General features: G+C 68.6%; 38 protein-coding genes and 1 pseudogene. 35 read left to right on the forward strand and 4 right to left on the reverse strand.

Annotation, left to right across the window (positions count from 1 at the left end):
* From ACZ7M7_RS41860 to ACZ7M7_RS42020, 33 genes and pseudogenes are all read left to right on the forward strand, one after another.
* Positions 1-369: a hypothetical protein gene (locus ACZ7M7_RS41860; protein ID WP_472126580.1), complete on the forward strand. Its 369-nt coding sequence runs from the start codon at positions 1-3 to the stop codon at positions 367-369.
* Positions 366-1,151 (forward strand): DciA family protein, encoded by a 786-nt coding sequence (locus ACZ7M7_RS41865; protein ID WP_472126583.1) that lies wholly within the window; start codon positions 366-368, stop codon positions 1,149-1,151. Before ACZ7M7_RS41860 ends, ACZ7M7_RS41865 begins: the two co-directional genes overlap by 4 nt.
* Entirely contained in the window at positions 1,148-1,624 is a 477-nt protein-coding gene (locus ACZ7M7_RS41870) for an SLOG family protein (RefSeq protein ID WP_472126586.1), read from the forward strand. The genes ACZ7M7_RS41865 and ACZ7M7_RS41870 overlap by 4 nt, the downstream gene beginning before the upstream one ends.
* 67 nt (positions 1,625-1,691) lie before the next feature.
* Complete coding sequence (locus ACZ7M7_RS41875) at positions 1,692-1,892, forward strand: hypothetical protein (RefSeq protein WP_472126589.1); 201 nt, start codon at positions 1,692-1,694, stop codon at positions 1,890-1,892.
* Positions 1,889-2,023, forward strand: coding sequence for a hypothetical protein (locus ACZ7M7_RS41880; RefSeq protein WP_472126591.1), 135 nt, complete (start codon positions 1,889-1,891; stop codon positions 2,021-2,023). Before ACZ7M7_RS41875 ends, ACZ7M7_RS41880 begins: the two co-directional genes overlap by 4 nt.
* Positions 2,024-2,173: 150 nt before the next feature.
* Positions 2,174-3,337 (forward strand): ParA family protein, encoded by a 1,164-nt coding sequence (locus ACZ7M7_RS41885; protein ID WP_472126594.1) that lies wholly within the window; start codon positions 2,174-2,176, stop codon positions 3,335-3,337.
* Positions 3,334-4,527: a ParB/RepB/Spo0J family partition protein gene (locus ACZ7M7_RS41890; RefSeq protein ID WP_472126597.1), complete on the forward strand. Its 1,194-nt coding sequence runs from the start codon at positions 3,334-3,336 to the stop codon at positions 4,525-4,527. Before ACZ7M7_RS41885 ends, ACZ7M7_RS41890 begins: the two co-directional genes overlap by 4 nt.
* Positions 4,528-5,397: 870 nt before the next feature.
* Entirely contained in the window at positions 5,398-5,655 is a 258-nt protein-coding gene (locus ACZ7M7_RS41895) for a hypothetical protein (protein ID WP_472126600.1), read from the forward strand.
* 242 nt (positions 5,656-5,897) lie between these two features.
* Positions 5,898-6,482, forward strand: coding sequence for a hypothetical protein (locus ACZ7M7_RS41900; protein WP_472126603.1), 585 nt, complete (start codon positions 5,898-5,900; stop codon positions 6,480-6,482).
* 132 nt (positions 6,483-6,614) lie between these two features.
* Positions 6,615-6,875: a hypothetical protein gene (locus tag ACZ7M7_RS41905; RefSeq protein ID WP_472126606.1), complete on the forward strand. Its 261-nt coding sequence runs from the start codon at positions 6,615-6,617 to the stop codon at positions 6,873-6,875.
* 187 nt (positions 6,876-7,062) lie between these two features.
* Positions 7,063-7,395, forward strand: coding sequence for a hypothetical protein (locus tag ACZ7M7_RS41910; RefSeq protein ID WP_472126609.1), 333 nt, complete (start codon positions 7,063-7,065; stop codon positions 7,393-7,395).
* 74 nt (positions 7,396-7,469) lie between these two features.
* The gene (locus tag ACZ7M7_RS41915; RefSeq protein WP_472126612.1) at positions 7,470-7,892 is read left to right on the forward strand and encodes a hypothetical protein; all 423 of its coding nucleotides are present in this window, start codon (positions 7,470-7,472) and stop codon (positions 7,890-7,892) included.
* 15 nt (positions 7,893-7,907) lie between these two features.
* Positions 7,908-8,252: a hypothetical protein gene (locus ACZ7M7_RS41920; RefSeq protein ID WP_472126614.1), complete on the forward strand. Its 345-nt coding sequence runs from the start codon at positions 7,908-7,910 to the stop codon at positions 8,250-8,252.
* Complete coding sequence (locus ACZ7M7_RS41925) at positions 8,249-8,935, forward strand: hypothetical protein (protein ID WP_472126616.1); 687 nt, start codon at positions 8,249-8,251, stop codon at positions 8,933-8,935. The genes ACZ7M7_RS41920 and ACZ7M7_RS41925 overlap by 4 nt, the downstream gene beginning before the upstream one ends.
* Positions 8,932-9,060 (forward strand): hypothetical protein, encoded by a 129-nt coding sequence (locus ACZ7M7_RS41930; protein ID WP_472126619.1) that lies wholly within the window; start codon positions 8,932-8,934, stop codon positions 9,058-9,060. Before ACZ7M7_RS41925 ends, ACZ7M7_RS41930 begins: the two co-directional genes overlap by 4 nt.
* The gene (locus ACZ7M7_RS41935) at positions 9,057-9,827 is read left to right on the forward strand and encodes a hypothetical protein (RefSeq protein ID WP_472126622.1); all 771 of its coding nucleotides are present in this window, start codon (positions 9,057-9,059) and stop codon (positions 9,825-9,827) included. Before ACZ7M7_RS41930 ends, ACZ7M7_RS41935 begins: the two co-directional genes overlap by 4 nt.
* The gene (locus ACZ7M7_RS41940; RefSeq protein ID WP_472126625.1) at positions 9,824-10,225 is read left to right on the forward strand and encodes a hypothetical protein; all 402 of its coding nucleotides are present in this window, start codon (positions 9,824-9,826) and stop codon (positions 10,223-10,225) included. Before ACZ7M7_RS41935 ends, ACZ7M7_RS41940 begins: the two co-directional genes overlap by 4 nt.
* On the forward strand, positions 10,218-10,589 hold the full coding sequence (locus ACZ7M7_RS41945) for a hypothetical protein (protein ID WP_472126628.1): 372 nt from the start codon (positions 10,218-10,220) through the stop codon (positions 10,587-10,589). Before ACZ7M7_RS41940 ends, ACZ7M7_RS41945 begins: the two co-directional genes overlap by 8 nt.
* A 2-nt stretch (positions 10,590-10,591) precedes the next feature.
* Complete coding sequence (locus tag ACZ7M7_RS41950; protein ID WP_472126838.1) at positions 10,592-11,128, forward strand: RusA family crossover junction endodeoxyribonuclease; 537 nt, start codon at positions 10,592-10,594, stop codon at positions 11,126-11,128.
* A pseudogene (locus ACZ7M7_RS41955) lies at positions 11,125-11,424 on the forward strand (WhiB family transcriptional regulator); the annotation flags it as partial. The gene ACZ7M7_RS41950 and the pseudogene ACZ7M7_RS41955, both read left to right, overlap by 4 nt.
* 395 nt (positions 11,425-11,819) lie before the next feature.
* On the forward strand, positions 11,820-12,572 hold the full coding sequence (locus ACZ7M7_RS41960) for a hypothetical protein (RefSeq protein ID WP_472126630.1): 753 nt from the start codon (positions 11,820-11,822) through the stop codon (positions 12,570-12,572).
* Positions 12,569-13,066 carry a single-stranded DNA-binding protein gene (gene ssb, locus ACZ7M7_RS41965; RefSeq protein WP_472126633.1) on the forward strand — a complete coding sequence of 166 codons (498 nt, stop codon included), beginning with the start codon at positions 12,569-12,571 and terminating at the stop codon, positions 13,064-13,066. Before ACZ7M7_RS41960 ends, ssb begins: the two co-directional genes overlap by 4 nt.
* 144 nt (positions 13,067-13,210) lie before the next feature.
* Positions 13,211-13,642, forward strand: a complete 432-nt coding sequence (locus tag ACZ7M7_RS41970) for a hypothetical protein (protein WP_472126636.1) — start codon at positions 13,211-13,213, stop codon at positions 13,640-13,642.
* A gap of 134 nt (positions 13,643-13,776) precedes the next feature.
* Complete coding sequence (locus ACZ7M7_RS41975) at positions 13,777-14,232, forward strand: XF1762 family protein (protein WP_472126639.1); 456 nt, start codon at positions 13,777-13,779, stop codon at positions 14,230-14,232.
* A 94-nt stretch (positions 14,233-14,326) separates the two neighbouring features.
* Positions 14,327-14,839 (forward strand): hypothetical protein, encoded by a 513-nt coding sequence (locus ACZ7M7_RS41980; protein WP_472126642.1) that lies wholly within the window; start codon positions 14,327-14,329, stop codon positions 14,837-14,839.
* Entirely contained in the window at positions 14,836-15,117 is a 282-nt protein-coding gene (locus ACZ7M7_RS41985; RefSeq protein ID WP_472126645.1) for a hypothetical protein, read from the forward strand. The genes ACZ7M7_RS41980 and ACZ7M7_RS41985 overlap by 4 nt, the downstream gene beginning before the upstream one ends.
* A gap of 17 nt (positions 15,118-15,134) precedes the next feature.
* Positions 15,135-15,539, forward strand: a complete 405-nt coding sequence (locus tag ACZ7M7_RS41990) for a hypothetical protein (protein WP_472126648.1) — start codon at positions 15,135-15,137, stop codon at positions 15,537-15,539.
* Complete coding sequence (locus ACZ7M7_RS41995; RefSeq protein WP_472126651.1) at positions 15,536-15,721, forward strand: hypothetical protein; 186 nt, start codon at positions 15,536-15,538, stop codon at positions 15,719-15,721. Before ACZ7M7_RS41990 ends, ACZ7M7_RS41995 begins: the two co-directional genes overlap by 4 nt.
* Positions 15,679-16,245 carry a helix-turn-helix domain-containing protein gene (locus ACZ7M7_RS42000; RefSeq protein WP_472126654.1) on the forward strand — a complete coding sequence of 189 codons (567 nt, stop codon included), beginning with the start codon at positions 15,679-15,681 and terminating at the stop codon, positions 16,243-16,245. The genes ACZ7M7_RS41995 and ACZ7M7_RS42000 overlap by 43 nt, the downstream gene beginning before the upstream one ends.
* Positions 16,246-16,290: 45 nt before the next feature.
* Positions 16,291-16,530 carry a hypothetical protein gene (locus ACZ7M7_RS42005; RefSeq protein WP_472126657.1) on the forward strand — a complete coding sequence of 80 codons (240 nt, stop codon included), beginning with the start codon at positions 16,291-16,293 and terminating at the stop codon, positions 16,528-16,530.
* Positions 16,530-16,832, forward strand: a complete 303-nt coding sequence (locus ACZ7M7_RS42010) for a hypothetical protein (RefSeq protein ID WP_472126659.1) — start codon at positions 16,530-16,532, stop codon at positions 16,830-16,832. The genes ACZ7M7_RS42005 and ACZ7M7_RS42010 overlap by 1 nt, the downstream gene beginning before the upstream one ends.
* Before the next feature lie 202 nt (positions 16,833-17,034).
* Positions 17,035-17,568: a hypothetical protein gene (locus ACZ7M7_RS42015; protein WP_472126663.1), complete on the forward strand. Its 534-nt coding sequence runs from the start codon at positions 17,035-17,037 to the stop codon at positions 17,566-17,568.
* 146 nt (positions 17,569-17,714) lie between these two features.
* A complete protein-coding gene (locus tag ACZ7M7_RS42020) occupies positions 17,715-18,221 on the forward strand; it encodes a nuclease-related domain-containing protein (RefSeq protein WP_472126842.1) in 507 nt (168 codons plus the stop codon).
* A gap of 267 nt (positions 18,222-18,488) precedes the next feature.
* Here the strand turns inward: ACZ7M7_RS42020 and ACZ7M7_RS42025 are convergent, their stop codons facing one another.
* Positions 18,489-18,887 (reverse strand): DUF7352 domain-containing protein, encoded by a 399-nt coding sequence (locus ACZ7M7_RS42025; protein WP_472126666.1) that lies wholly within the window; start codon positions 18,885-18,887, stop codon positions 18,489-18,491.
* A gap of 107 nt (positions 18,888-18,994) precedes the next feature.
* The gene (locus ACZ7M7_RS42030) at positions 18,995-19,162 is read right to left on the reverse strand and encodes a hypothetical protein (RefSeq protein WP_472126670.1); all 168 of its coding nucleotides are present in this window, start codon (positions 19,160-19,162) and stop codon (positions 18,995-18,997) included.
* A gap of 344 nt (positions 19,163-19,506) precedes the next feature.
* Here ACZ7M7_RS42030 and ACZ7M7_RS42035 point away from each other — a divergent pair, with 344 nt between their 5' ends.
* Positions 19,507-20,520 (forward strand): LuxR C-terminal-related transcriptional regulator, encoded by a 1,014-nt coding sequence (locus ACZ7M7_RS42035; protein WP_472126673.1) that lies wholly within the window; start codon positions 19,507-19,509, stop codon positions 20,518-20,520.
* A gap of 6 nt (positions 20,521-20,526) precedes the next feature.
* Here ACZ7M7_RS42035 and ACZ7M7_RS42040 read toward each other — a convergent pair whose 3' ends face one another.
* Positions 20,527-20,775, reverse strand: a complete 249-nt coding sequence (locus ACZ7M7_RS42040; RefSeq protein WP_472126676.1) for a hypothetical protein — start codon at positions 20,773-20,775, stop codon at positions 20,527-20,529.
* A 183-nt stretch (positions 20,776-20,958) separates the two neighbouring features.
* Between ACZ7M7_RS42040 and ACZ7M7_RS42045 the strand changes: the two genes are divergently transcribed.
* Positions 20,959-21,399, forward strand: a complete 441-nt coding sequence (locus tag ACZ7M7_RS42045; protein WP_472126679.1) for a DUF6233 domain-containing protein — start codon at positions 20,959-20,961, stop codon at positions 21,397-21,399.
* 7 nt (positions 21,400-21,406) lie between these two features.
* Here ACZ7M7_RS42045 and ACZ7M7_RS42050 read toward each other — a convergent pair whose 3' ends face one another.
* A complete protein-coding gene (locus ACZ7M7_RS42050; protein WP_472126681.1) occupies positions 21,407-22,162 on the reverse strand; it encodes a hypothetical protein in 756 nt (251 codons plus the stop codon).

Below are 22,162 nucleotides of genomic sequence, written 5' to 3' on the forward strand. Positions count from 1 at the left end.
ATGCCGAAGAACCGAAGCACCCGCAGCCAAAAGATCGCCCGCCAGAACAAGGCCCGCAACAGCCGGAGTCTGCCCCCGGTGCCCCGCATTGTCACCAGTCCGGCCCAGGCTCAGGCCGCCCTCGAATCGGTATTTACGGCTCAGGCCTTCCCCATGACCGCCCCCGACGGGCAGACCCGGCAGGTGCCCCTCCAGTACATCGCCGACTGGCTCGAGGGCGACTACGCCTCGAAGGGCGAACCGCCCCTGGAGCCTGGGGAGCTCTACGAGATCCTCACCCATGACGTGATCTTCGGGCGCCTCCGAGTCCGCACGGATGGTCTGTGGGAGAGCGGTCAGCCCTACTTCACGGACGGAGTCGACGCATGACCGACACCCAGCCCGCCGGAATCGACATGGCCCGCGCCGCCCTCGCAGCCGCCCGCGCCGCCGCCAAGAACCGGCCCGCCGAACCCAAGCGGAAGACCCGCCGCAGCGCCAGCTCCTCGATCCGCCGGGCAGGCGACCCCATGGGCCTCGGAACCGCCATCGGCAAGATGATGACCGAACGCGGCTGGGAACCACCCGAGCAGGGCGGCAGCATCATCGACCAGTGGCCCACCATCGCGCCCGAGCTCGCCGACAAGGTGGCAGCGGTCCGATACGAGCACGACACCGGCATCCTGCACCTGCGGCCCGCCTCACCCGCGTACGCCACCCAGCTGCGGCTGTACCAAGCCCAGGTACTGACCAAGGTTCAGCAGTCCCCCTCCGGCAGCTCCGTCCGCGCCCTGAAAATCCTCGCAGTCGGCGGCCGCCCTGAGCCCGTCCAGCAGGCACCCGAACAGCCAGCCGCCGTCACTCCCCACCCAACAGCCGCCCCCGCCCCCACACCAGAGGGCTACCGGCAGGCCCGCACCCTGCTTATCGAGCACAAGCTTCGACCCGACTCCGCGAACCCCTACGAAGAGGAAGCCAGGCAACGGCAGATCGCCGCACTCCGCGCCAATCGCCTGCCCGACTCCGAGGACCGGGAAGCGATGCGGGCTGAAGCTGAGGCGTCCGCCGAACCCGCACCAGGGAGCATGGAAGCCTCCGAGCGTGCGGCACTCGCCTTCAAGCGGCGCGAGCAGGCACAGGGAGCACAGCGCCGCATATCCGGGGCCGCATGAACAGCCCCAGCCTCGCCCTCATCGGGCTCACCGGACCCCGCCGGTGGGCCGACGTCCAACTGCTCGAGGACACCCTGCTGTACGTGTGGCACGACGCCCTCCAGGTCGGCTACGACGGCATCGAGCTAATGCACGGCTGCGCAGAAGGCGCCGACACCATGGGCGGGGACTGGGCCAACCGCAACGGGATCCTGGTCCGTGAGCGGGCCGCCGACTGGGAAGCCCCCTGCGGCACCGGATGCCGGCCCGGACACCGACCCCAAAGGCGGGGCGGGCAGGAGTACTGCCCGCAGGCCGGCCACCGCCGCAATCAGCAGATGGTCGACGAACGGCCCGTCCTGTTCGTGGCCGCCACCATGCGCTGCACGGCGCCGAAGTGCGAGGGCAAGCCACCGCACGACTCCCACGGCGCGACCGACTGCGCTCGCCGCGCCCGCAAGGCAGGGATCCCCGTGCACGAGGTGCGCGCCTGAGCCGGGGGAACACCGCGCCAGAACTGCCGCATGGTGTAGGCGATCACCCAGCACGATCGGAGCGTCCATGCCTCAAGCCGCCACCGCCACCCAGCCCACCATGTGCCTCCTCCACGGCGACTTCCACGTCATGGGCCAGGACTGCTGGGCCACCACCGTCGACTGGCAGTTCTCCCACACCCACCTCGAGGGCCAGGACGCCCGCGACGCCTACCTGACCGCGGTGGAACGGCAGATGCTCGACAACCTGATGGAGGCCCGCCCGTGACCGTCGCCATGCCCGCGCCGTCCCGGCCGCTCCCGCAGGTCGCCTACGACCCGGCCGACCTGTTCCGCGAGCCCGTCTACACCGACGGGCAGCCGTACGCGGACGACGACCTCGAGGACGACGGGGACTGAATTATCACGCCGTGATAATCACGAGCTGCCCCGGACCATGATCGACAATTATCACGGCGTGATAATCGGGGCCCGACCGACAGGGTGAACCTGTGTCAGAACCGGCGAACCGGGTGCCACTCCCACCACAGAGGTCAGTAAGGTGACGTCATGGCCTCTCCATATCCCGACGGAGACCGGGAAAAGGTGGCGTCCAAGCTGCCCTCGGGACTCCAGCAGCAACTCAAGGTTCGCGCCGCCGAACTCACCCTGGACATCCAGGAAGCCGTCGAAGCGGCCATCACCGCCTGGCGGACCAGCGAACGACCCGGCTTCGAAGTCGACACCGCCGGCGCCAAGTCGTTCTCCACCTGGCTCCCCCCGGGCCTGTACGAAGACTTCAAGACCACCTGCACCGAACGCGGAGTCTCCTACACCCAAGGCCTCGCCCGATCCGTACAGGACTGGCTCGACACCAACCCCTCACCCCAGCACGCCGACCGCACCGCCGACCCCGAACGCAAGGTCGTCGGCAACCAGAAGGGCGGCGTCGGCAAGACCGCCATCTCCGCCGGCATCGGCCAGGCCTACGCCGAAGCGGGCAAGCGGGTCCTCATCGTCGACTTCGACCCGCAGGGCCACCTCAGCGAGCAGCTCGGCGTCGACCAGATCGAACCCGACCACGACAGCCTGGTCTCCCACATGTGCGGGGACGGCCAGGGAGACCTGCGCGACCTGGTCGTGGTGATAGACGATCTGCGGTTCGAGAAGCGCCTGCACGTCCTGCCCGCCTGCTTCGACGGGTTCCTCCTCGACGCGAAGATCGCCGTGGTGGCGACGCAGAAGCGCGGCTTCCAGAAGGAAGCGGCCCTCGAGATGGCGCTGCGCCCCCTGGAGGCCGACTACGACGTCATCATCATCGACTGCCCGCCCAGCCTCGGTATCGCCATGGACGCCGCCCTCTACTACGGGCGCCGGCGCCGTGACGAACCCAAGGGCCGCTCCGGCGTCATCGTCCCCGTCCTCGCTGAGGACTCCTCCCTGACCGCGTACAGCATGCTGGATCAGCAGATCGCCGACCTGTGCGACGACCTGTCCCTGGACATCGACCACCTCGGGCTCGTCGTCAACCAGTACGACTCCCGCCGCGGATACGTCGCCACCTCCACCCTCGACAGCTGGAAGTCCGTCGGCGACCCCCGCGTCCTGGCCGTCATCGGCGACCTGAAGGAGCAGCGCGAGGCGGTACGCAAGAAGATGCCGCTGCTGTCCTACGCCCCGCACAGCGACCAGGCGGAGGCCATGCGGCAGGTCGCGAAGGGAGCAAGCAGGTGAGCAAGGCCGACACCCTGGGCCCCGCCCCCTCCTTCAGCGCGGTCCGCAGCGCCCGCCGTAACGCCATCAGCAAGATAGGGGGCCAGGACTCCACCGAGGCGCTCACCGAACTGCCGGTCACGCAGATCAGCGAGAACCCCGACAACCCCCGCAACCACCTGCGTAACCTCGACGAGACCGTGGAGTCCGTCCGCGAACACGGCGTCATCCTGCCCATCGTCGTGGGCACCGTGGACGCCTACCTCCACAGCCGGCCCGACCGCGCCGGCGACCTCGACGACGGCACCCAGTACGTCGTCATCGACGGCCACCGCCGCCTCGAGGCATCCCGCCGCGTCGGACTCGCCATGATCCCCGTCCGCGTCGACAACGCCCGCCTGGCCACCGACGAGACGCTCCTCGAGGCCGCGTTCATCGCGAACTACCACCGCGACGACATGACCGACCTCGAGGAAGCCCACGCCCTCAAGCAGCTGGTCGACTACTACGGCTCCCAGACGAAGGCGTCCAAGAGGCTCGGGATCGCGCAGGGCACCCTGTCCAGCAAGCTGTCCCTGCTGAAGCTCACCCCGGAGCTGCAGAAGGACCTGGCGACCGGGGCACGGAAGGTGGAGCACGTCCGCAACCTCGGCAAGCTGTCCCCCGGCGAGCAGCTGGCCAAGGCCGACGAGCGGGCCGAAGTGGCACGCCGCAAGCCCGAACCTGACCCGCCGGTTGAAGAGCGGTCATCAGGGCCGGCGAATTATCACGGCGTGATAATCGCGGAGCCGAAGGCGCAGGAGGCGGATCAGCCCCCCGAGCCGATCCGGGGCGTGGCGGCCACCCCGCGAGCCCAAACCGCCGCCGGGGAAGGCATCCCCGAGCCACGCACCACCCAGGCGGAACGGACCCCGTCGCCCGAGCAGCCCGCCGAGGTGGCGAAGAAGGAGCCGGCTGGTGCGCCGCGCGTCATGCAGTACGACGACCCCAGCTTCGTCTCCATGCACCTGGAGACGAAGATGACCGGCGCTCACTTCGCGGACACGACCCAGCTGATGGCCACCAAGTGCTGGGACAAGGCGGGCACGGACGCATCGCTGGGGATCCTGTCCCGAATGCTGGAGGCCGCCAAGGCGCACGACCCGGAATCCTTGCACCGGATTCTGCGAGAGCACCTGGCCTCCGATGCAGACGATGCAGCCCACCAGTGACGCCCACGAACAATGGCCCCGCCCGATCGCTTTCACCGGCGCCGGGCGGGGCCATTGTTCGTGGCCGGTCAGAAAGAGTTGACTAAACGTCTAATACGCGCAGGGTTGTGCCGGTTCGGCGTCGCCTGATCGTGTGAGACTGCTGTGAAACCCCTCGCCACAAGCGCATATGCAGCATCAGATAGAAACCGCCTGCCCCCCACGTGATGGGTGGCCGGCCGCCAGACCGAGGCCTCCGGCTCCTGTGTGGCTCCGGGTTTGTGGTGAACCCGGCGCAGCCCACCAGAGGCCCGGCCCCGGTCCAGGCGGCCGGCCCCACACCATCCCGCCCCCGGAAAGACCACGGGCCGGATTGGGATCCTTCCTACCCCGTACAGAGAAGCGCGGGTAGACTCGCGTCATCTGACGGGACTGCCCACCGAAAGACCTGTGAGGGCTGGGAGGGACCGCACCCGAGCGGCCCGTCTGCTGTCGGCGGCACTGGTCCACACCCGCCAAGTCGTGCAATTTCACGCGCAATCTCATACCGCCAGTACCAGGGGTAACTGAATGCGCCACCTCTGTAGGCATTCCGGTCACGGGGGCGTTAAAACACCCACCGTCGATACCCAGTCACACCTTTAGCTGTCACAGTTGGACCCTTGGCGTGGACTGGCAGCCGCGCCCAGGGGGCCCGTCACTACGCCGACCGTGGCGGGTTGCACGAGGACCTTCCCGAACTGCCGGAGCGGAGACATGCACATGTCCGCGACAGACCCGGCCATCCCCCAGCACCATGATGTGAACAGTGTTGCGTGTGGGGCCGTAATCGATATCACCAAGCGCCGCCGTGGGGGCGCGGCAGCCGAGGCGAGGGGACGGTGGACTGCGATGAGCACGCCGCCCCCGTCAGACCCGAACCGAACCGACCGCGAAGGCGTGGCCGATTTCGTGGAGGCCTGGTTCAACCAGGTGCAGCGCTCGCTCACGAACGAGGAAACGGCCGCGGTGTTCCTGCGATCCGCGGAGTTCTTCGAGCACATCCTGCGCGGCGCGGTCGCCCAGCAGCTCATCACCGAGCAGCAGCGGGTGCAGCTGACGGACCTCCTGGAGGCCGCCCGGGACGCGCCGGGCATCATCGCCGGCTGACCACAGGACTACACCTGTCCGCATATGCCGGGGAATGTTGTCACTCATTCGAGTGAACCCGTACCGGAACCTACACACAGTGTTGATCGTTTCTCACGAACCGTTCAACACCGGCCACTCGCGTGCCATCATTGGGCGTCCGGAACACCCGGAATGACACATCCGGTTGCCCCGGCGCGCGCCCCGCACCTGCGTACGGACGACCCGCGCCCCGGCGGCCGCCAGGGGATCGGGGATGCCTCATGCAGCAGCGGGACGACTCCACGGACACGGACACCGCGGCAAGCCGCCTCAGCCAGCTCGACACCTTCTTCCGCGAGCATCCCGTGACCGGGCCCGAAGGACGCTCCTACACCGCGTTCCAGGCCCGCACCCCCGTCGCCGCCTCCCCCCTGCCCTACAACGCCGCGGTCGTCGACCACATCGACGCCGCGGTCGCCGAGGTCGTCGACCACACCCGCACCGTCAACCCGGATGCAGCCCCGCTTCAGGGCCACGTCGCCGGCGTGTACGGATGGGCATGGGAGAACACCGAGGGCGCCGCCGAGATGCACCGGCAGCGGCTGGAAACCATCGAGTACCGGCACCGCCTCGAGCACGCCATCCGCGCCGGCGACACCTCCGTCGTGCGCCCGCACCGCTGCCCCGCCTGCCACACCCTCGGCCTGATGTGGCCCCAAGGCGTCACCGACCCCAAGGGGAAGGCGCTGTGCGTGAACCGGCACTGCGCCAACGCCAACGGCGGCACCAGCCACCGGTGGACGCTGGCCCAGCTCGCATACGAACACGTGGCCTTCGAAAAAACTCTCCGGGAGTGTGCAACCTGAGCCCGGGTACCCGAGTCGTACTCTTCAGCACCCACAACTGAACACACTTTCACCACATGTGGAGAACGCACCCTCCACATCCCGTATCGGCCGCCGGAGCTGCGAACGATGGCCGCCGTCATGGGAGCACGCATGGCCATCGCCACCCTCAGCCCCGAGCCCGCCCCGGCCCCGATCCCCGACCCCGTCACGTTCGAAGAAGCCGCACTCATCTTCCGGCAGACCGGTAAGCCGGAGTTCACGCAGTGCAGCCTGAAGAACCTGACGAACAAGCTGTACCGGTGGGCCAGAGAAGACGGGCTGCGCCTGGAGCGCCTCGGCCGCAAGGACCGCGTCTCCTACAGCGACCTCCTCGTCGCGCACGCCACCCGGTACCCGGCACCCCGCCGGTGACCGGCACCGCACTGGCGGACCACCCCTGCTGAGCCCCGAACCCGGATCACGGTTCGGGGCTCTTCTCATCCCCGCCACACCACACCATTGCAATGCAATGGGGCATGGGTTACTGTGGACACACCAAGACGGCAACACGCCCTATAGCCAGGGCTGTTGACCCCGTTCTGCCATCCCAGGAGCACCCGTGGCCGTGATCACGCATGCCTTCGCACGCCTCGAAGCCGACTACAACGGCCTCCTGGCCACGACCCAGGACGCATTCGACGAGCTCATGGAAGAAGCCGACGAAGCCGGCACCAGCCACCACTTCTTCGACGTCATGGCCCGCATCGCCCGCCTGATCCGCATGCCGCTCCCGGCCAGCGGAGACATCCGGCGCTGCGCCTGCTCCTGCGTCTGCGGCTGCATCTTCGACGCCGAAGACCCCGACGCCCACGTCATCGAGGAGTCCAAGGGCTTCAACCTCGGTCGCGTCCAGTGCCCCACCTGCGCCGACCGGCACCAAGAGACGGCCTGACCCACCACACCCCTCCCGGGCCGTACACGACACCGCCTCTGTGCGGCCCGGGAGTTCAACCCAGGGGAGACCCGATGCACGACACCGCCCAGCACCTGGAAGAGATGGCCGGCTTCATCGCCGCCTACGGACTCCACACCGGCGAACAGTTCGCCACCTACCCGCACGGCGGCGTCCTGCAGCTCGACATCTGCGCCCTCGCCTACTTCATCTCCGAAGGCGCCACCCTCCCCGACGCCTTCTTCGACGACGAAGGCACGTCCCGCAACCTCATCGAGGCCAGCGAGCCCGCCATGGCTTGCATCCGCGCCATCTCCGCCTCCATCGGCAACTACGAGGTCCCCGACAGCGCCGGACAGCCCGACCTGATCGAGCACGTGTCGCAGTGGACGTTCACCACGCCGATCGGCGAGCAGCAGCCGCCCTCCACGTCCGAGGTCATCGGCTGCATCCTCCGCGCCGCCAAGCACGCCACCACCCAGACCCCCGCCGCCTGAAAGGGCCCCCACGCCATGACCATCCAGACCATCACCCCGGCCGTCAGCCCCTTCGCCCGCGACCCCTTCTACGCCATGGGCGTCGCCGACGCCTACGACGAACACCGCGCCGGCGAGAACGTCCACGACCTCAAGCGGCGCTCCGAGGAAATGCTCGACGCCGACGCCGGCCACTCCGTGCCCGCCGACCTGTACGTCGTCGGCTACGCCACCACCGTCATCGGCCTGATGAACAGCCACATCGCGCAGACCAACGCCGAAGCCGAGGTCGCCCAGACCTGGCTGGCCCGCAAGCAGGGCCGTGAGACCAGCTCGCTCCACACCCGCAACCGCAACGCCCGGAAGGGGCACCGCTCATGAACGACCGCAAGGGCCTCGCGCTCGGTTCCGCCACCGTCGTCGTCGTCGCTACCGGGGTGTTCGTCACCACAGTCAGCGACGCGCATGGGGCCACCGGGCCCGTCACCTCCGGCAACGGCTGGAAGCTCCGGTCCTCCGTCACCCACATCGACACCGCCCCGTGGCAGATCACGTTCCACGACACGACCAGCCGCACCAAGCTCACCACCTACCTGCGCAACAACGCCGCCGAACTCACCACCCACCTCGGCGTCAAGATCAGTGTGACCACCCGGATCGTGGCCGCCTCCACCAGCAAGTGCCTGCCCAGCCACACCATCAGCTACCGGTGGATGTCCAAGCCCGACCCGAACCGGCCCAACGCATCCTTCACCACCCCTTGCTCAGTCGGCAGCAAGCCCTACAGCGCCTCCGTGTTCATCAACAGCGACTACTGGGCAGCCGGCCGCAACTTCCACGAAGCCGTCCGCCAGAACACCATCTGGCACGAGAGCGCGCACGCCGTCGGCCTCACACACCCGGCCACCTGCCCCACAGACCGGTACGGCCGCAAGCCCCTGATGTGCGACGTCAACACCTGGCGAACCACCAGCACCCGCCGCTACGCATCCGCCGACATCACCGGCCTCAAGCAGCTGGTCAAGAACCGCGCCTACTACCCCCTCACGAACGTCCTCCCGTGACCTGGCCGGACGGCATCGCCCTCGTCGTCCTCACCTGCTTCGCACTCCTCATCACCCACCACCAGCACAAGCACCGGAGCACCACCGAACAGCACACCGATCCGCAGGACGGAGAACGGCCATGACCACACGGCAACGCACCGCGAAGAAGACAGCCGACACCACACCCGCACCCCGCGCCCGCAAGACAGCCACCGCAAAGCGCACCGCCGGTGCCGCCCCCGCCCGGCCGGCCCGCAAGCGCACCCAGCGCAAGGACAACCCCGACGCGCCCAAGCTGTCCCTCGTCAAGGTACGGAAGCTGTCCCTGGTCAAGCCCCGCAAACAGCTCCCCACCCGCGACCGGGAATTCGTCACCAACCCGCAGATCTACGCCACCCACGCCGCCCGCCAAGCCGGCCTGCCCATCCACCGCATCCGCGACTGGACCGACCACGCCGACGGCACCGCCACCCGCACCCTCAACGACGGCACCCTCCACTACACCCACCACACCCGCACGCTGACCTGGCAGGCCACCTGCCGCATGGGCGCCACCCACTCCTACGTCCTGGACAGCCCCGCCACCGCAACCGCCGCCCGCATACAGGCCGCCACCTGCGAACAACTCCACGCCGACCTGACCAGGATCAAGCCCCTCACCCGCCGTGAACTCACCGGCCTCGAACTCCGCAAGACCCCCACCTGGGCCCACCCCGGCGACCCCGCCATCACCGAAACCATCCCCATCCCCCTGAACGACCGACGCGACCGAGCCCTCGGCGACCAACTCACCGCCTCCGAGCTCGGCGTCACCGACACCCAGCCCCTCTCCTGCGACGAGATCGGCGCCCACATCGCCGCACAACTCGCCGCCGACACCGAACAGACCAAGGAGCACCCCCAGTCGTGACCGAGCAACCGCCCGCCTGGTACCTCAAGGTCACCAATCGCGCCCAGGACGAAGCCCCCAACGCACCCGAAGCCACCGTCCGGGCCACCGAGTACGCCGTCAACTGCGTACCCGAGGACGACATCAACTCCCACGGCTTCCAGATCCGCGTCCAGTACCGCGGCAACGACCGCTACGCCGTCATCCGCGGCGGCGACATGTGCCTCGGCTCCGACGGCACCTGGGACTACGGAGTCAAGGAGTACGACCGCGGCGACGACTGGCTCAACGCCCACCGCTTCGACCTCGACACCGCGCTGACGCTCGCCAAGGAGCAGGCCCCGCTCGTCACCGTCAACGGACACACCGTTGCCGACGCCATCCGCATGCAGCAGCGAAGGGCAGAACGCGATGGCTGAGCACGCGCCCGGCTACGTGGCCGCCCTCGCCGCCGCCCTCCACCAGGCCAACGTCGACGCCCTCGTCGCCGCCGAGAACGGCGACAACCAGCTCGGAGCCGCCATCACCAAACACCCCGGCCTCCGCGCCTGGAACGGCGACCTCCTCCGCATCGGCCACCTCCCCAAAACCCCCTTCGCCGTCGAATGCAACCTCCTCCTCCCCAACGGCAAATACGTCGACCTCGCACACCACGAACACGTCCACATCGACCCCGCCATCCACCAGTGGGTGTTCTGCGCAGCCGACGCCGACGGAGCCGTCCCCATCACCATCTCCGTCACCCAGACCCGCATCGACGACGACCAGGAGCCCACCGAGTGACCATGACCGCCCCCGACCCGAGCACCGACGTCTGGGAACAAGCCGTCGCCATCGTCGTCCACGGCGACCCAGCCGGCCAAGGACGCGTCTCCTTCATGGGCAAAGGCCGCGGGGCCGTCCACAGCAACGCCAAACAACTCAAGCCCTGGCGCAAAGCCATCATCCTCGCCGCCCGCGACGCCACCGGCGCCCACGGATACACCGACTGGAACGGCATCTGCCTCACCTGCCGGATAGCCAAGAAGGAACACGGCCTCTACGCCAACATCCCCACCCGAGCAGACATCACCGTCACCGTCCCCAAACCGCCGTCCGCCCCCAAACGGCGCCGCACCTGGCCCATCACCCGCTACAGCACCGACATCGACCACCACGCCCGCGCCGTCCTGGACTCCCTCTCCGAGTCCGGCGTCATCAAAGACGACTCCCAGATCGTCGACCTCGCCATCCGCAAGGTCTACCCCGGAGAACACCCCGAAGCCCTCACCCAGCCTGGCGCCATCATCCGCCTCTACACCCTTCCCGGAGCCAACCGATGAGCACCACGAGCACCACCACCCGCCGCCCTCCGAAGCCCGCCGCGCCCAACCAGGCCAACTGGCGGTCCTTCGCCTCCTGCCGGGACGAGGACCCCGAGCTGTTCTTCCCCATCGGTAACTCCGGCCCGGCCATGGTCCAGACGGCTGAAGCCAAGCGCGTGTGCTGGCGGTGCCCGGTTATGCAGCTGTGCGGGCAGTGGGCGCTGCAGACCCGGCAGAAGACCGGTGTGTGGGGCGGCATGTCCGAGCACGATAGGGACCTGCTGCATCGGCGTAAGGGGCGGCGAACGTATCGGCCGGGCCAGATGCGGGCCAGCGACCACGTTCTCACCTACCAACTGACGGAGTTCCTGGCGCTGCAGAGGAAGGGGCTGCCGCCGCTTCAGATCGCGCGGGCTTTGAGGACGAACGTGCAGACGGTGAACAGCGTGATGCGGAAGCTGGAGCAGCAGGCTGCGAAGGAGGTGGCGGCGGCATGACCCAGCGTCCTGCTAACAGTCGGGTCAAGCACGGGGACCCCGGCTGCGCGAACTACGGATGCAGGCGTGAGGAGTGCCTGAAGGCCCGCGCGGACAAGCGGAAGCGGAACAGGTACCTGCTGGAGACGGGGCGCCCGGGACACGTGCCGTCCAGGCGAGCTGGCGCGCACCTTCGGAAGTTCCGGGCCGCCGGGTACCAGGACAAGGAGATCATGTCTTTGGTTGGTGTTGGGCGTACGACCTATTACCGGGTCATGCGCGATGAGCCGATCACGCGCAGGTCGGAGATAAAGATTCTGGCCGCTTCGGTGCCGCCCGCCATCGGGACCATCAGGACGACGTGTGTGGTGGACGCGACGGGCATGCACCGCAGGCTCCAGGCTCTGATCTGGCTGGGATGGCCTCAGCGTGAACTCGAGAGCCGTCTCGGTGTCTTTACCTGGTGGGTTGATCGAACCTTGCGCCACCAGGTCGGGGTCAGGCTCGCTTTGGCCGATCAGGTCACGCGCCTGTACGACGCCCTGTGGTCGGTTCGGCCGGAGACTGAGGGCGTGGACGCTGACGCTGCCGAGGCTGCCCGGCAGTACGCCCGCAGCCAGTTCTGGGTGGGTCCGCTGGCGTGGGACGACGACACCATTGATGACCCGCAGGCGCACCCACTGACTGACTCAACTGAGCCGACGGGGACGGAGGGCGCGAACGTTGCGGACCGCTGGCTCATGGGTGAGTCCGTAGTCCTCAGCCTTGAAGACCGGCGCGAGGTCCTCCAGTACCTGTTCGAGTGGACCAACGACAGTCCGGAAGAGATCGCCGCCCGCCTCGAGATGAGCGTCGACGCGGTGTGGCAGACATGGTCCCGCATCAAGAAGAAGGCCCGCCTGGAGGGCCGGCGTGAGCCGTGGCGGCGCGTGTACGTGCCGCGTGAACGAGAGCTGAAGCAGAACGAGATGGAGGAAGCAGCATGAGCCTGCCGACATTGAGCGGGACCGCACGGTTGATCGACGCGCCGGAGATTCGGTTCTCGGCGCAGGGGACGGCTGTGGCCAAGGTGCGCCTGGCGTTCAACGCCCGGCGGAAGGACGACCAGGGCAATTGGGTCGACGGTGACTCCTTCTTCATTGACGGGAAGGTGTTCGGGCAGCACGCCCAGAACCTCGCCGACTCCCTGGACAAGGGGATGGAGGTGGTGGTGTCGGGGCGGCTGAAGACCGAGAAGTGGGAGACGCGGGACGGGGAGAAGCGGTCCGGGCCGGCGCTGCTCATCGACTCGATAGGCCCGTCGCTTCGGTACGCCACGGCCAGCGTGCAGAAGGCGCAGGGGGGTTCGGGTACGGGGAAGCAGGATGCGTACAGCGCTGCCCGTCAGGCGTCGTCGCAGCAGGGTCGTGAGGATCCGTGGGCGTCGGATGTGCCGGGGACGGCGGCTGCAGGGGCGTGGGATTCCGAGCCTCCGTTCTGACGGGGGGTGTTGGGCGTAGGGGTCTGGCTTTCGGGTTGGGCCCCTTTGGCGTGTCTGGGGTGCCGACTCCGTGCAGACCATTGCAATGCAATGGCGAATGGGTTAGTCTGGAACCATCGCACCAACCACCCACCGGGGGAACCCATGCAGACCCTGCGCCTCGTCGACAGCGATGGTTACACCGTCCCCGGCAGCGTCCAGACCAACGTCCCTGACGGCAACGTGGCCAAGGTCCGCGACCACCTCCTCAACGACGTAGCCCCCGCCTACGCGGCGCAGTGGGCCGACTTCGGGCACGACGCCCGCCTCTACCGCGTCGTCACCGACTGTCCGACCACGACAGACTCTGACGGCGCGTGCGCGTCAAAGGACACCACCATGAAGATCGGGCCACGTACCGGCGAAATGCGGAGCCACGTCCAGCACTTCTGGACGCGTGAGATCAACGGGATCAAGTTCCATTTCGTTCACGTCAAGGTTTCCCGCCTTGGGCAGCCGTACATGGCGGTCTCGCGGATGGACACCGGTGAGTTGGTGCGCTGCTCCTGCCCTCGGGATGACTGCCCAGTCGCCTGACCCGCGGTCCCCTCGCCCCCTTTGGGGACCGTTCCGGCCGCGCACCCTGAGCGCGGCACCCGCCGCCCCATCCCGCACCCCCCTTGCGGGGTGGGGCGGCTGCACACCCACACCCACGGCCGAGAGGAGGCCACATGGCCAACCTGCACCTGGTCCCCGTCACCTTCCGAGACGCCTGCCGCTTCGTCGCCATGTGGCACCGGCACCATCAGCCCCCCGTGGGATGCAAGTTCTGCTCTGGTGTTGCCGACGAGGACGGAGTCCTACGGGGGGTGGTCATCGTCGGCCGCCCCGTCGCCCGCCACTTCGACAACGGTCACACGCTCGAGGTCACCCGGTCCGCCACCGACGGAACGGCCAACGCCAACTCCATGCTGTACGGCGCCGCATGCCGCGCCGCGTACGCCCTCGGGTACACCCGGCTCATCACGTACACGCAGGCCGGAGAAGACGGCGCGAGCCTGCGTGCGGCCGGCTGGCGAGTCATCGCCCAACGTCCCGCCAGACCGGGATGGAGTGTTCCGAGCCGACCCCGTGACTCGCACGGTGTGGATCACATACCCCGAACGCTGTGGGAGGCCGCGTCGTGATGGCCGCGTTCCTGCTGTACCCGCTGGCTGTGTGGCAGTTCACCGGCCGCGCCCTGACCCGCCTCACCACCGCCCTCAACGCAAGGACACCCGCATGACCACACCCGCCCTGCACCCCGACGCCGTGAAAGCCAAGTTCGACCTGCTGAAGCGGTGGCGTGACACCGAGACAGGACGACGGGAGTCCCTCGGCGCGTGGTCGGTGACCCGCCTGGAGGACGGCACGCTGATGGTGTCCGCCCGCGTGTCCGGCCCAAACCCGGCGTCCGCGTTCACCCAGTTCGTGGACCGGCAGGCCATGTACCTCGCGAACCGGATGGACGCGGACCCGTCGTCCACGGATCGGCTGCCCGCCATGGACGTGTCGGATCCGGCGCGGACGGCTGCGGTGTGGCGTACCGGGGACGTGTGGGTGGAGGTGTGGCACCCCGCCGAGGAGACCGGCACGCCCGAGGCGCCGCAGCGCTCCCCACAGCAGTCTCCGGCGGCACAGGCCAGCCCCACGCCGGCGTCTATGCCTGCCCGCCGCCCGCTCCTGGCAGGCCCTGGCGGACGCCTTCGCTTCACCCGCCGCAACAAGACTCCGAAGGAGACCCCCGCAGCATGACGCTCATCCCGATCGACCCCATCCAGATCACCGCCGGCACCATCACCCACATCGAGATCCTCGACCCCGACCGGCCCCACACGGAACCGGATGAGCGCGGCTGCCCGCACTGCGGGCAGGACGCCTACGACTCCGGCTGTGAGGCGCCCGGCTGCAACGGCTATGGCTGCCCGGACTGCGGTGAGGGCTGCGACCTGGACTTCCTGGACGGCGACGAATCCCAGTGCGCCCAGGCGATCGCCGAGGCCGAAGAAGACGACTGCGAGGACGACGACTGATGAGGAGGTACCACCGGATGACCGCAACCCCCGAGACCCAGGACGACATCCAGGTCGCTGAGACCCCGGAGCAACTGCTGCATGACCTGGGCGAGCTCCACACCCGCACGCTCGTGTCCCCGCTCCCTCAGCATCCGGCGGCGATGGGCTGGCAGGCCGTCGCCGGCTCGATGGCGGCTGGCTTCGCCCGAGCCCTGCACGCCCTCAACCAGGTTGCCCCGGAGAAGGCCGCGGAGGTCACCGTGTGGTTCCAGGGCCCGTTCGAGGAAGGCCCGGACCCGGAGGAGCACACCGACTGGCTGGAGCGGCACGTGGCGCAGGGCCCGGAGCTGCTGGAGCAGTGGGTGGAGACGGGCCGCCGCTTGGCCCGCGAGTCGAAGACGAACACCGAAGCCTGGGAGAAGGAGAACCGGAAGGCATGAGCATCCAGGAAGCCGACGCGAAGGCGCACGAGAACAACCACGTCACCATGACGCTGGTGGACGGCACGACGGTGAAGGGCTACGTCTCCGGTGTCGGGTACCAGGGGCTGCGGCTGATGGTGAAGGGCCGCGAGACGGAGTGGCGATTCAGCGCCATCAAGTCGATCAGGGGCCGCAAGTGACCGCGCCGGTTCAGGTGGGCCCGTCCTCTCAGGGCGGGCCCGCGCCGTTGGCGGCCTGGCCGGACTGGGACGACGTCCTCGCCGACATCGGCGACCGCATCCGCGCCGAACGCCGGGCCCGCGGATGGACCCAAACCGAGCTCGCCCGGCGCTCCCAGGTCGTCCTGTCCACGGTGGCCCGCCTGGAACGCGGGGAGTCTTCACTGCTGATCACGTTCGCGTTGGCGTGCAAGGCGATGGGGCTGGACATGGGCTATCTGCTGTCTGCGGACTGGCAGATACCGGTAAAGCGTCCGACGTTGTCGCCGAAGCAGGCCCGGGTGTTGGCGGCGGTCGCGGATGGCCGGCCTCTGACGGAAGCGGCCGATGTTCTGGGGATCGCGCGGCTTGTGGTGGCGAAGTGTCTGTCGGAGACGTACCAGCGCCTTGATGTGACGCATGTTCCGAGGGGGATGCGGCGTGCGGCCGCTGTCCGTGTGGCGCGTGAGCACGACCTGATACCCCCGCCGAATCGGACATCTTAGACATCGCCACCGGCCGGTAAGACCGATCAAAGCCCCGGAGGGCCCATGCGTCGCATCCCACCCCTGCTCGCTGAATGCATCCTCGTCGGCGCGATAGCCCTCGCCACCGCCTCCACCTGGATGCTCCTCGCCGACACCCGCACCCTGAGCGTGAGAGCTGTCGTCCTGTGCGCCTTGATCTCCCTCTCGCTCACGTTCGCCGCGGAGGCTGTGGTCAAGCGGCTCCGTCGTGGCCGGCCCCGCCGCGCACACGCCCGACCCACCGAAGCCAGGAAGGAAGCCTGATGGTCACCAACACCCTGATCGCCGCTTTCGGCTGCGTAGTTGTCGGGTTCAGCCTGCTGTTCCTGTCCGGGCGCATCACGGCGCGCAGGTACGCAGGCTGGATGACCATCGCGTACGTCTCGGCAGGACTGTTGTCCGCTGTGAACGGCTGGACCAGCACGCTCTACATGACCGCTGGCGGGGCGGCCTTGTTCGGCTGGCTGTGGTGGAACAGCGGTGGCGGCGACGGGACGCGGCGCCAGCTGAAGACGTGGGCACGTAGCTTCCGCGGTGTCCGCCGCACCGCACCACAGGGGGCGTGATGACCATTCGTACTCCGTGCCCGGACTGCAAGCAGAAGGTCGCGATGAGCCCTCGAGGACTCCTAGCCCGCCACGGAAGCCCGCCCTGCAAACGGTCGGGTAGGTCGGTGGGCCGTATATGGCCGACCCGGCACCACGGCCGCCGTGTCCGCACCATCCCCGGACCCGACACCTGGAACCCCGACACCCTCAAAGGAGCAGCATGAGCGATCAGCCAGCGACCGAAGCGACCGAGTTGGATACGTCGCGCCGCTACCTGGTACCCGTGGCGCGCCTGCAACTTCCTGACGAACCCGACCTGGTGCACCTGTCGCTGTACGAGTGGCTGCCGAAGTTCCAGGAGTGGGCAACCGGCTGGGCGCTGTGCGGTACTTCCGCGGAGCAGGGGGCGTTGCCGGCGGGGACGGTGGTGACGTGCCTGGACTGCGAGCGGTACAGGCCGAAGTACCAGGCGACGTTGGATGCCCAGCACAAGGCCGCTGACGAGCGTGCCCGACGTCAGCTGGAGCAGCGCCAGGCGCAGGCGGAGGCCGGGGACACGGTGGAGAACGGGGCCTGGCACACGGTGTGGCTGGAGTCCGGGAAGTGGCGGTGGACGACGTCGAAGATGACGATGGAGCAGCGGGAGTACGCCGCTGACTGCGTGGCTGCCTACTCCCGGCATTTGGCTACCTGGGATGTGGAGCCGGACTGGGCTGAGCCGGAGGACCTGCGCTGGTGGAGGGCTGACCGGTGACCGCGGGTCAGTCTCCGCTGGAGTGGACGGCACGGGAGGGTAGGGCGGCCAGGAAGGGCGTACGGCGCCGTGTCCTGGCCTGGGCGGGGCTGAACCCGGCAGCACGCCGTGCGGACGCCCTGACGGCCCGTGTAGCGCACGGGGCTGTGGGAGAGCAGATGACCGCGGAGCTGCTGGACCGATTACCGGCCGGCTGGCGGGTGTCGTACGGCAGGAAGCTGCCGCCGTACCCGAACGACTACGACGCCCTGGCCATCCCGCCGACCGGGGATGCGGTGCTCGCCGTGGACACGAAGAACTGGCACAAGGGCTGGGAGACGACGCTGCGCGCCGGGCGGGTGTTCTGCGGGCTGGAGGACCGTCAGGAGCAGGTGGAGAAGACAGCGAAGGCGGCGGCCCGCCTGCAGCGGGCGCTGGCCGTGCCCGGGGTTCGGGTGTGGCCGCTGCTCGTCGTCCACGGGTCCCGGATCGTGCAGCTTCCGCCGGGCCCGCAGGGCCGGCTCGAGGCCCGCGCGGAAGCGTGGGACGGGGTGGTGCATGTGCTGGGCCCGGACTGGCTGGTTCCGACGCTGATGGCGAGCGTGAAGGGTGTGCCGGATCCGGGGCGTGTGGCGTGGTTGGAGGGACGGTTGAACGCGGTCCTTCCCGGGTGAGGTGAGGGCGGCGTAGCGTGGGTGCGTCGCCTGGGGGGCACCTTTGCGGCCTGCTGGTCTTCGGACTGGCAGGCCGCTTCTTTGCGTTCCGGGCCCGGACACGCGTGTGCCCCGAGCTGGACGGGGGAGACCAGTCGGGGCACTGCGAAGGCACCAGTGTGGCACGGGGCGCTGACATCGGTCCCCGGGAACGCGCGAGGCCCGTCCCCACCGTCCGGGACGGGCCGATTCGCTACAAGGAGCCTGCCAGACCGCACTGACAACGGGTCAGCGTGGCGTCCAGGGGTGGTCCTCCCGTGACCGGCCGAGGTGGGCGTTGCAGTCACCACACAGACTCTCCGTGCCAGGTCGTTGGCTGAACTGGGTAACGTCGATGACGTCCTGGTGCTCGCAGTGGTTCTCGAGGACGTGCCACACGAACCGGTCGTCGGCCGTGATGGCGGTGCCGTGGTGTCGTCCGAGGAGGGCCGGGATCGGCTGACCGGTGCCGACAACCTGGAAGCTGCGCCGCATGTGCTTCTGGTTGTCCTGGCGGGCGTAGTACCAGATGTCGACGTGTCCGGGCCGGCGTACGGCTGCGTGGAGGATGTCGCGGGTGAGGTCGATGCCGTGTGGCCGGTCGTCGATGGGCAGTTCAGCGCGGTGGATGACGTCATGCAGGGGCATGGGTTCACGGTCCCGCGGTTCGCGGCGGGTGTTCCCCCCGGACATGAGGGAGGCCCGGCAGGGCGCTGGGGGCGCGCCTGCCGGGCCGGCATTGGGGGGTGGGGTGGTCAGCCCCAAGTGGTGTCCTTGAAGGGGACCGTGGTGGGGGCGGGGGCGCCCCAGGTGGTGTCGCCGTCGGGCTTGTCGGCCGTGTCGTCGGTGGTGGTTACGGCGGTGGTGATGGCGGCGAGGGCCAGGGCGAGTGTGGCGGTCAGGCGGAGCAGGCGGTCTTTCACGGTGGTGTCCCCCTCTTCGGTTGTGACAACTGGTGGCGTAAAAAAGTATCGGGGCGTCTGACCCGTTCCCGTGAGTTCCCTTCCGCTGCGAATTCCCTTGCCCCGTCGGCGTGTTCCTGGCAGTTAGACGCGTGGGGGTGTGGGGAGGAAGGGTTCTACGGGCGTCGGGGGACGCCCCACGGCTACGTTGCCGTAGCCTGATTGCGTTCTCAACTGTTGTCGGATGCGTATTTACGCATTGCATCAACGCGCAGGGTGGCGCCCTGTTTTGGACTTCGCGGGGGGCTTTGGCCATGACTTCAGGTATTGATCACAGAGAGTTTCCTAGTTCGAATACCGCGCGCGTGTTTGGCCTGATCGTGACCGGCCAGCCCGTCCCGGAAGAGGATGCGGATTCCGTCGCCGCACTCGTGGCGCTCGGGTGCGTGACGTGGGGCGGGGAGGACGGAAACCGACCGATCGCCCTGAACCCCGAGACCGCACTGCGCAGGCGTCAGGAACAGCTCGTGTCCGAGGCCATCGCCGGCCTCGAGCAGCTGAGGTCCCTGCCAGATGCTGCGGTGCAGTTGTACGGGCAGTACCAGCGCGCCCAGCTGAAGGCCGGCGGCAACGCCGAGTACATCGCCGACCCTGCGGTCGTGAACGCCCGTCTGGACGATGTCGTGGGCGGCGCGGAGCGGGAGATCCTGGCCGCGCAGCCGTCCGGGCCCCGCTCGCGCATGCAGCTGGCCCGGTCGTTGGAACGGGACACGGCCGCCCTGCAGCGTGGCGTGGTGAAGAAGACCCTGTACCAGGCGACCGTGCGCGAGCATCCGGTGACGGCCGAGTACGCGCGGACCATGTCGCAGCGCCCGCAGGGCCGGGCCGCGGAGTTCAGGACGCTGGTCGGCGCGTTCGAGCGGGTCATCATCGTCGACCGCGAGACCGCGTTCATCACCAACCACCTCGTCGAAGGCGGCCACGAACACGCCGCCTGGCAGATCACCGACCAGGCGGTCATCGCGTACATGGTTGCCGAGTACGACGACAAGTGGCTGCGCGCGAACCCGTGGCACGGGGAACTGCGCGGGCGCGGGCTGACGGTCGACACGGTGTCCGGGCCGGACGGGGTACGGACGACGCAGCGCCAGCGGGAGATCATGCGGGACCTCGTTGAGGGGCGGCCGCAGAAGGTGACCGCGACCCGGCTGGGGATTTCGGTGCGGACTGTGTCGAACGAGATCAATGAGCTGAAGGCCCGGTTCGATGCGGTGTCGCCGGAGCAGCTGGCGTTCAAGTGGGCTTGGTCCCCGGACCGGCTCGTGGATGACAGCGTGCCCGACGCGGACACGGCCGGGGCTACGGAGTCGGCGGCGTAGCGCCCCTCAGCATTCGGGGCCCGGATCGTCAGGCTGCTGGTCTTGCCGGTCCATCCACTGGGGCCGCATCACCTCGGTGGCTGTGTAGTCGCCGTTGTCGGTGCGCTGGCCGACGATGATGCGCACGTCGTTGGTGTTCTCCCCTTGGGCGCGCAGTTCCTCGAGGATGCGCTGCTTGAAGCCGTCGAGCTTGTGTGCCTGGTCGACGATGCGGTCGACGTGGGCGGTGTAGTCGTCTTCGGTGGGTTCGCTCATGATCGGTCCTCCTGAGTTTCGGTCGGGTGCTGTCTCACAGCTTCGTCCAGTCTGGTCGTGAGGTCGATGGTCTGCTGGCCCTCGAGCGGGGCCGGGGCGGGCTGGTCTAAGCGGGCCCGTACAGCGTCCAGGCGGGCGGTCTCGGACTGCATCAGGCTCTCTCCTGGTGGTTGACTGGCACCCATGAATGATCTTCCGCCGGATCCGGAGCGTCTCCGCGTGATCCTGCGGTGGCTCGAGGACCAGATCGCCGAAACCGACACGATCGGCATTTACCTGAGGGTGCAACGGGAGGCCGTACAGCGGGCGCTGGGGGACGTGGAGGACGGTGAACCACTCCTGCCTCAGGTCGGCTCTGCGAAGGCTGCCAGCGGCCCGTCAGAGCCCGCGGTACCGGTGCCCGCGGCGAGCCCGCGCCGTCCGGGGAAACCGTTCCGGCTCGAGCGTATGCGCACCGCCGACGGACCCGTCCCCACCGGCGTGCACACCGCCGACTGCCACATGGCCGGAGACCTCGCGCACGCCGTGAACACGGTCGAAGCCAGACTCGCCATCACCGACTCCGGACTCCCCGCCTGCCAGTTCTGCCGGCCCGACCTCGAGCTTGGCCTGGACGGCGACTGACGGGGCATCACGCGTCGTGGAAGTCCGCGCCGCCGATGACGAGTCGAAGCCGGGCACGCTGCGGTACCGGATCCTGGCCTGGTATGGGCCAGTGGTCGGCCACGACGCCGTACGTCGTTGGCGGTTCCCAGCGGCGGTCGTGCTTCCACACGGCAGCCTCCTTGTACAAGCGTGCCCACGCCTGCTCCTGCCCGTCCGACAGAAGATACGAGGTGACGAGTCCGCCAGCGTTCGGAATCGGCTCCGGCCCGGGGTGAGCCAGACGCTGTGTACGGAGGTCACGACCCCAGGACTCGTGACGGCGGCAGTACCAGACTGCGGTCCGCCACCCGGTGTCCTGGTCGACGGTGTAGTCGTGGCCGACTGCATGCTGCCCGCACAGGCCAGCCCGCCGGATCATGGGGGCGGCGCACGTCCGCTGTTCCCACCCGTCGCGCTCATCCTCGTAGCGGGGACGGTCCGCATACAGCAGGTCAGCGAGACGGGACTGCTTGCGGGGGCCGGGACCGTACTCGCCGAGAATCTTTGAGGCGCGCTCCCTCCAGCTGATGAGGCTTCCGTCTGCGTCGAACCGGTCGGGGTCACGTACGGCGAGCCAGGCGAAAAGGAGGATCAGTTCGCGGGCTTCGGGTGTCATGCGCTGGTCCTGGTAGACCCGGGCCACGAGGGCGTCGTAGCCGTCGCCTCCGCTCCCGCCGCCCTTCCTCTTCCGTTTCCGTACGGGCGCCGCCTGGACGTGCGCCAGGTGCAGGGCTGCTCCCAC

The sequence above is a fragment of the Streptomyces sp. NPDC111606 genome, assembly GCF_055656945.1.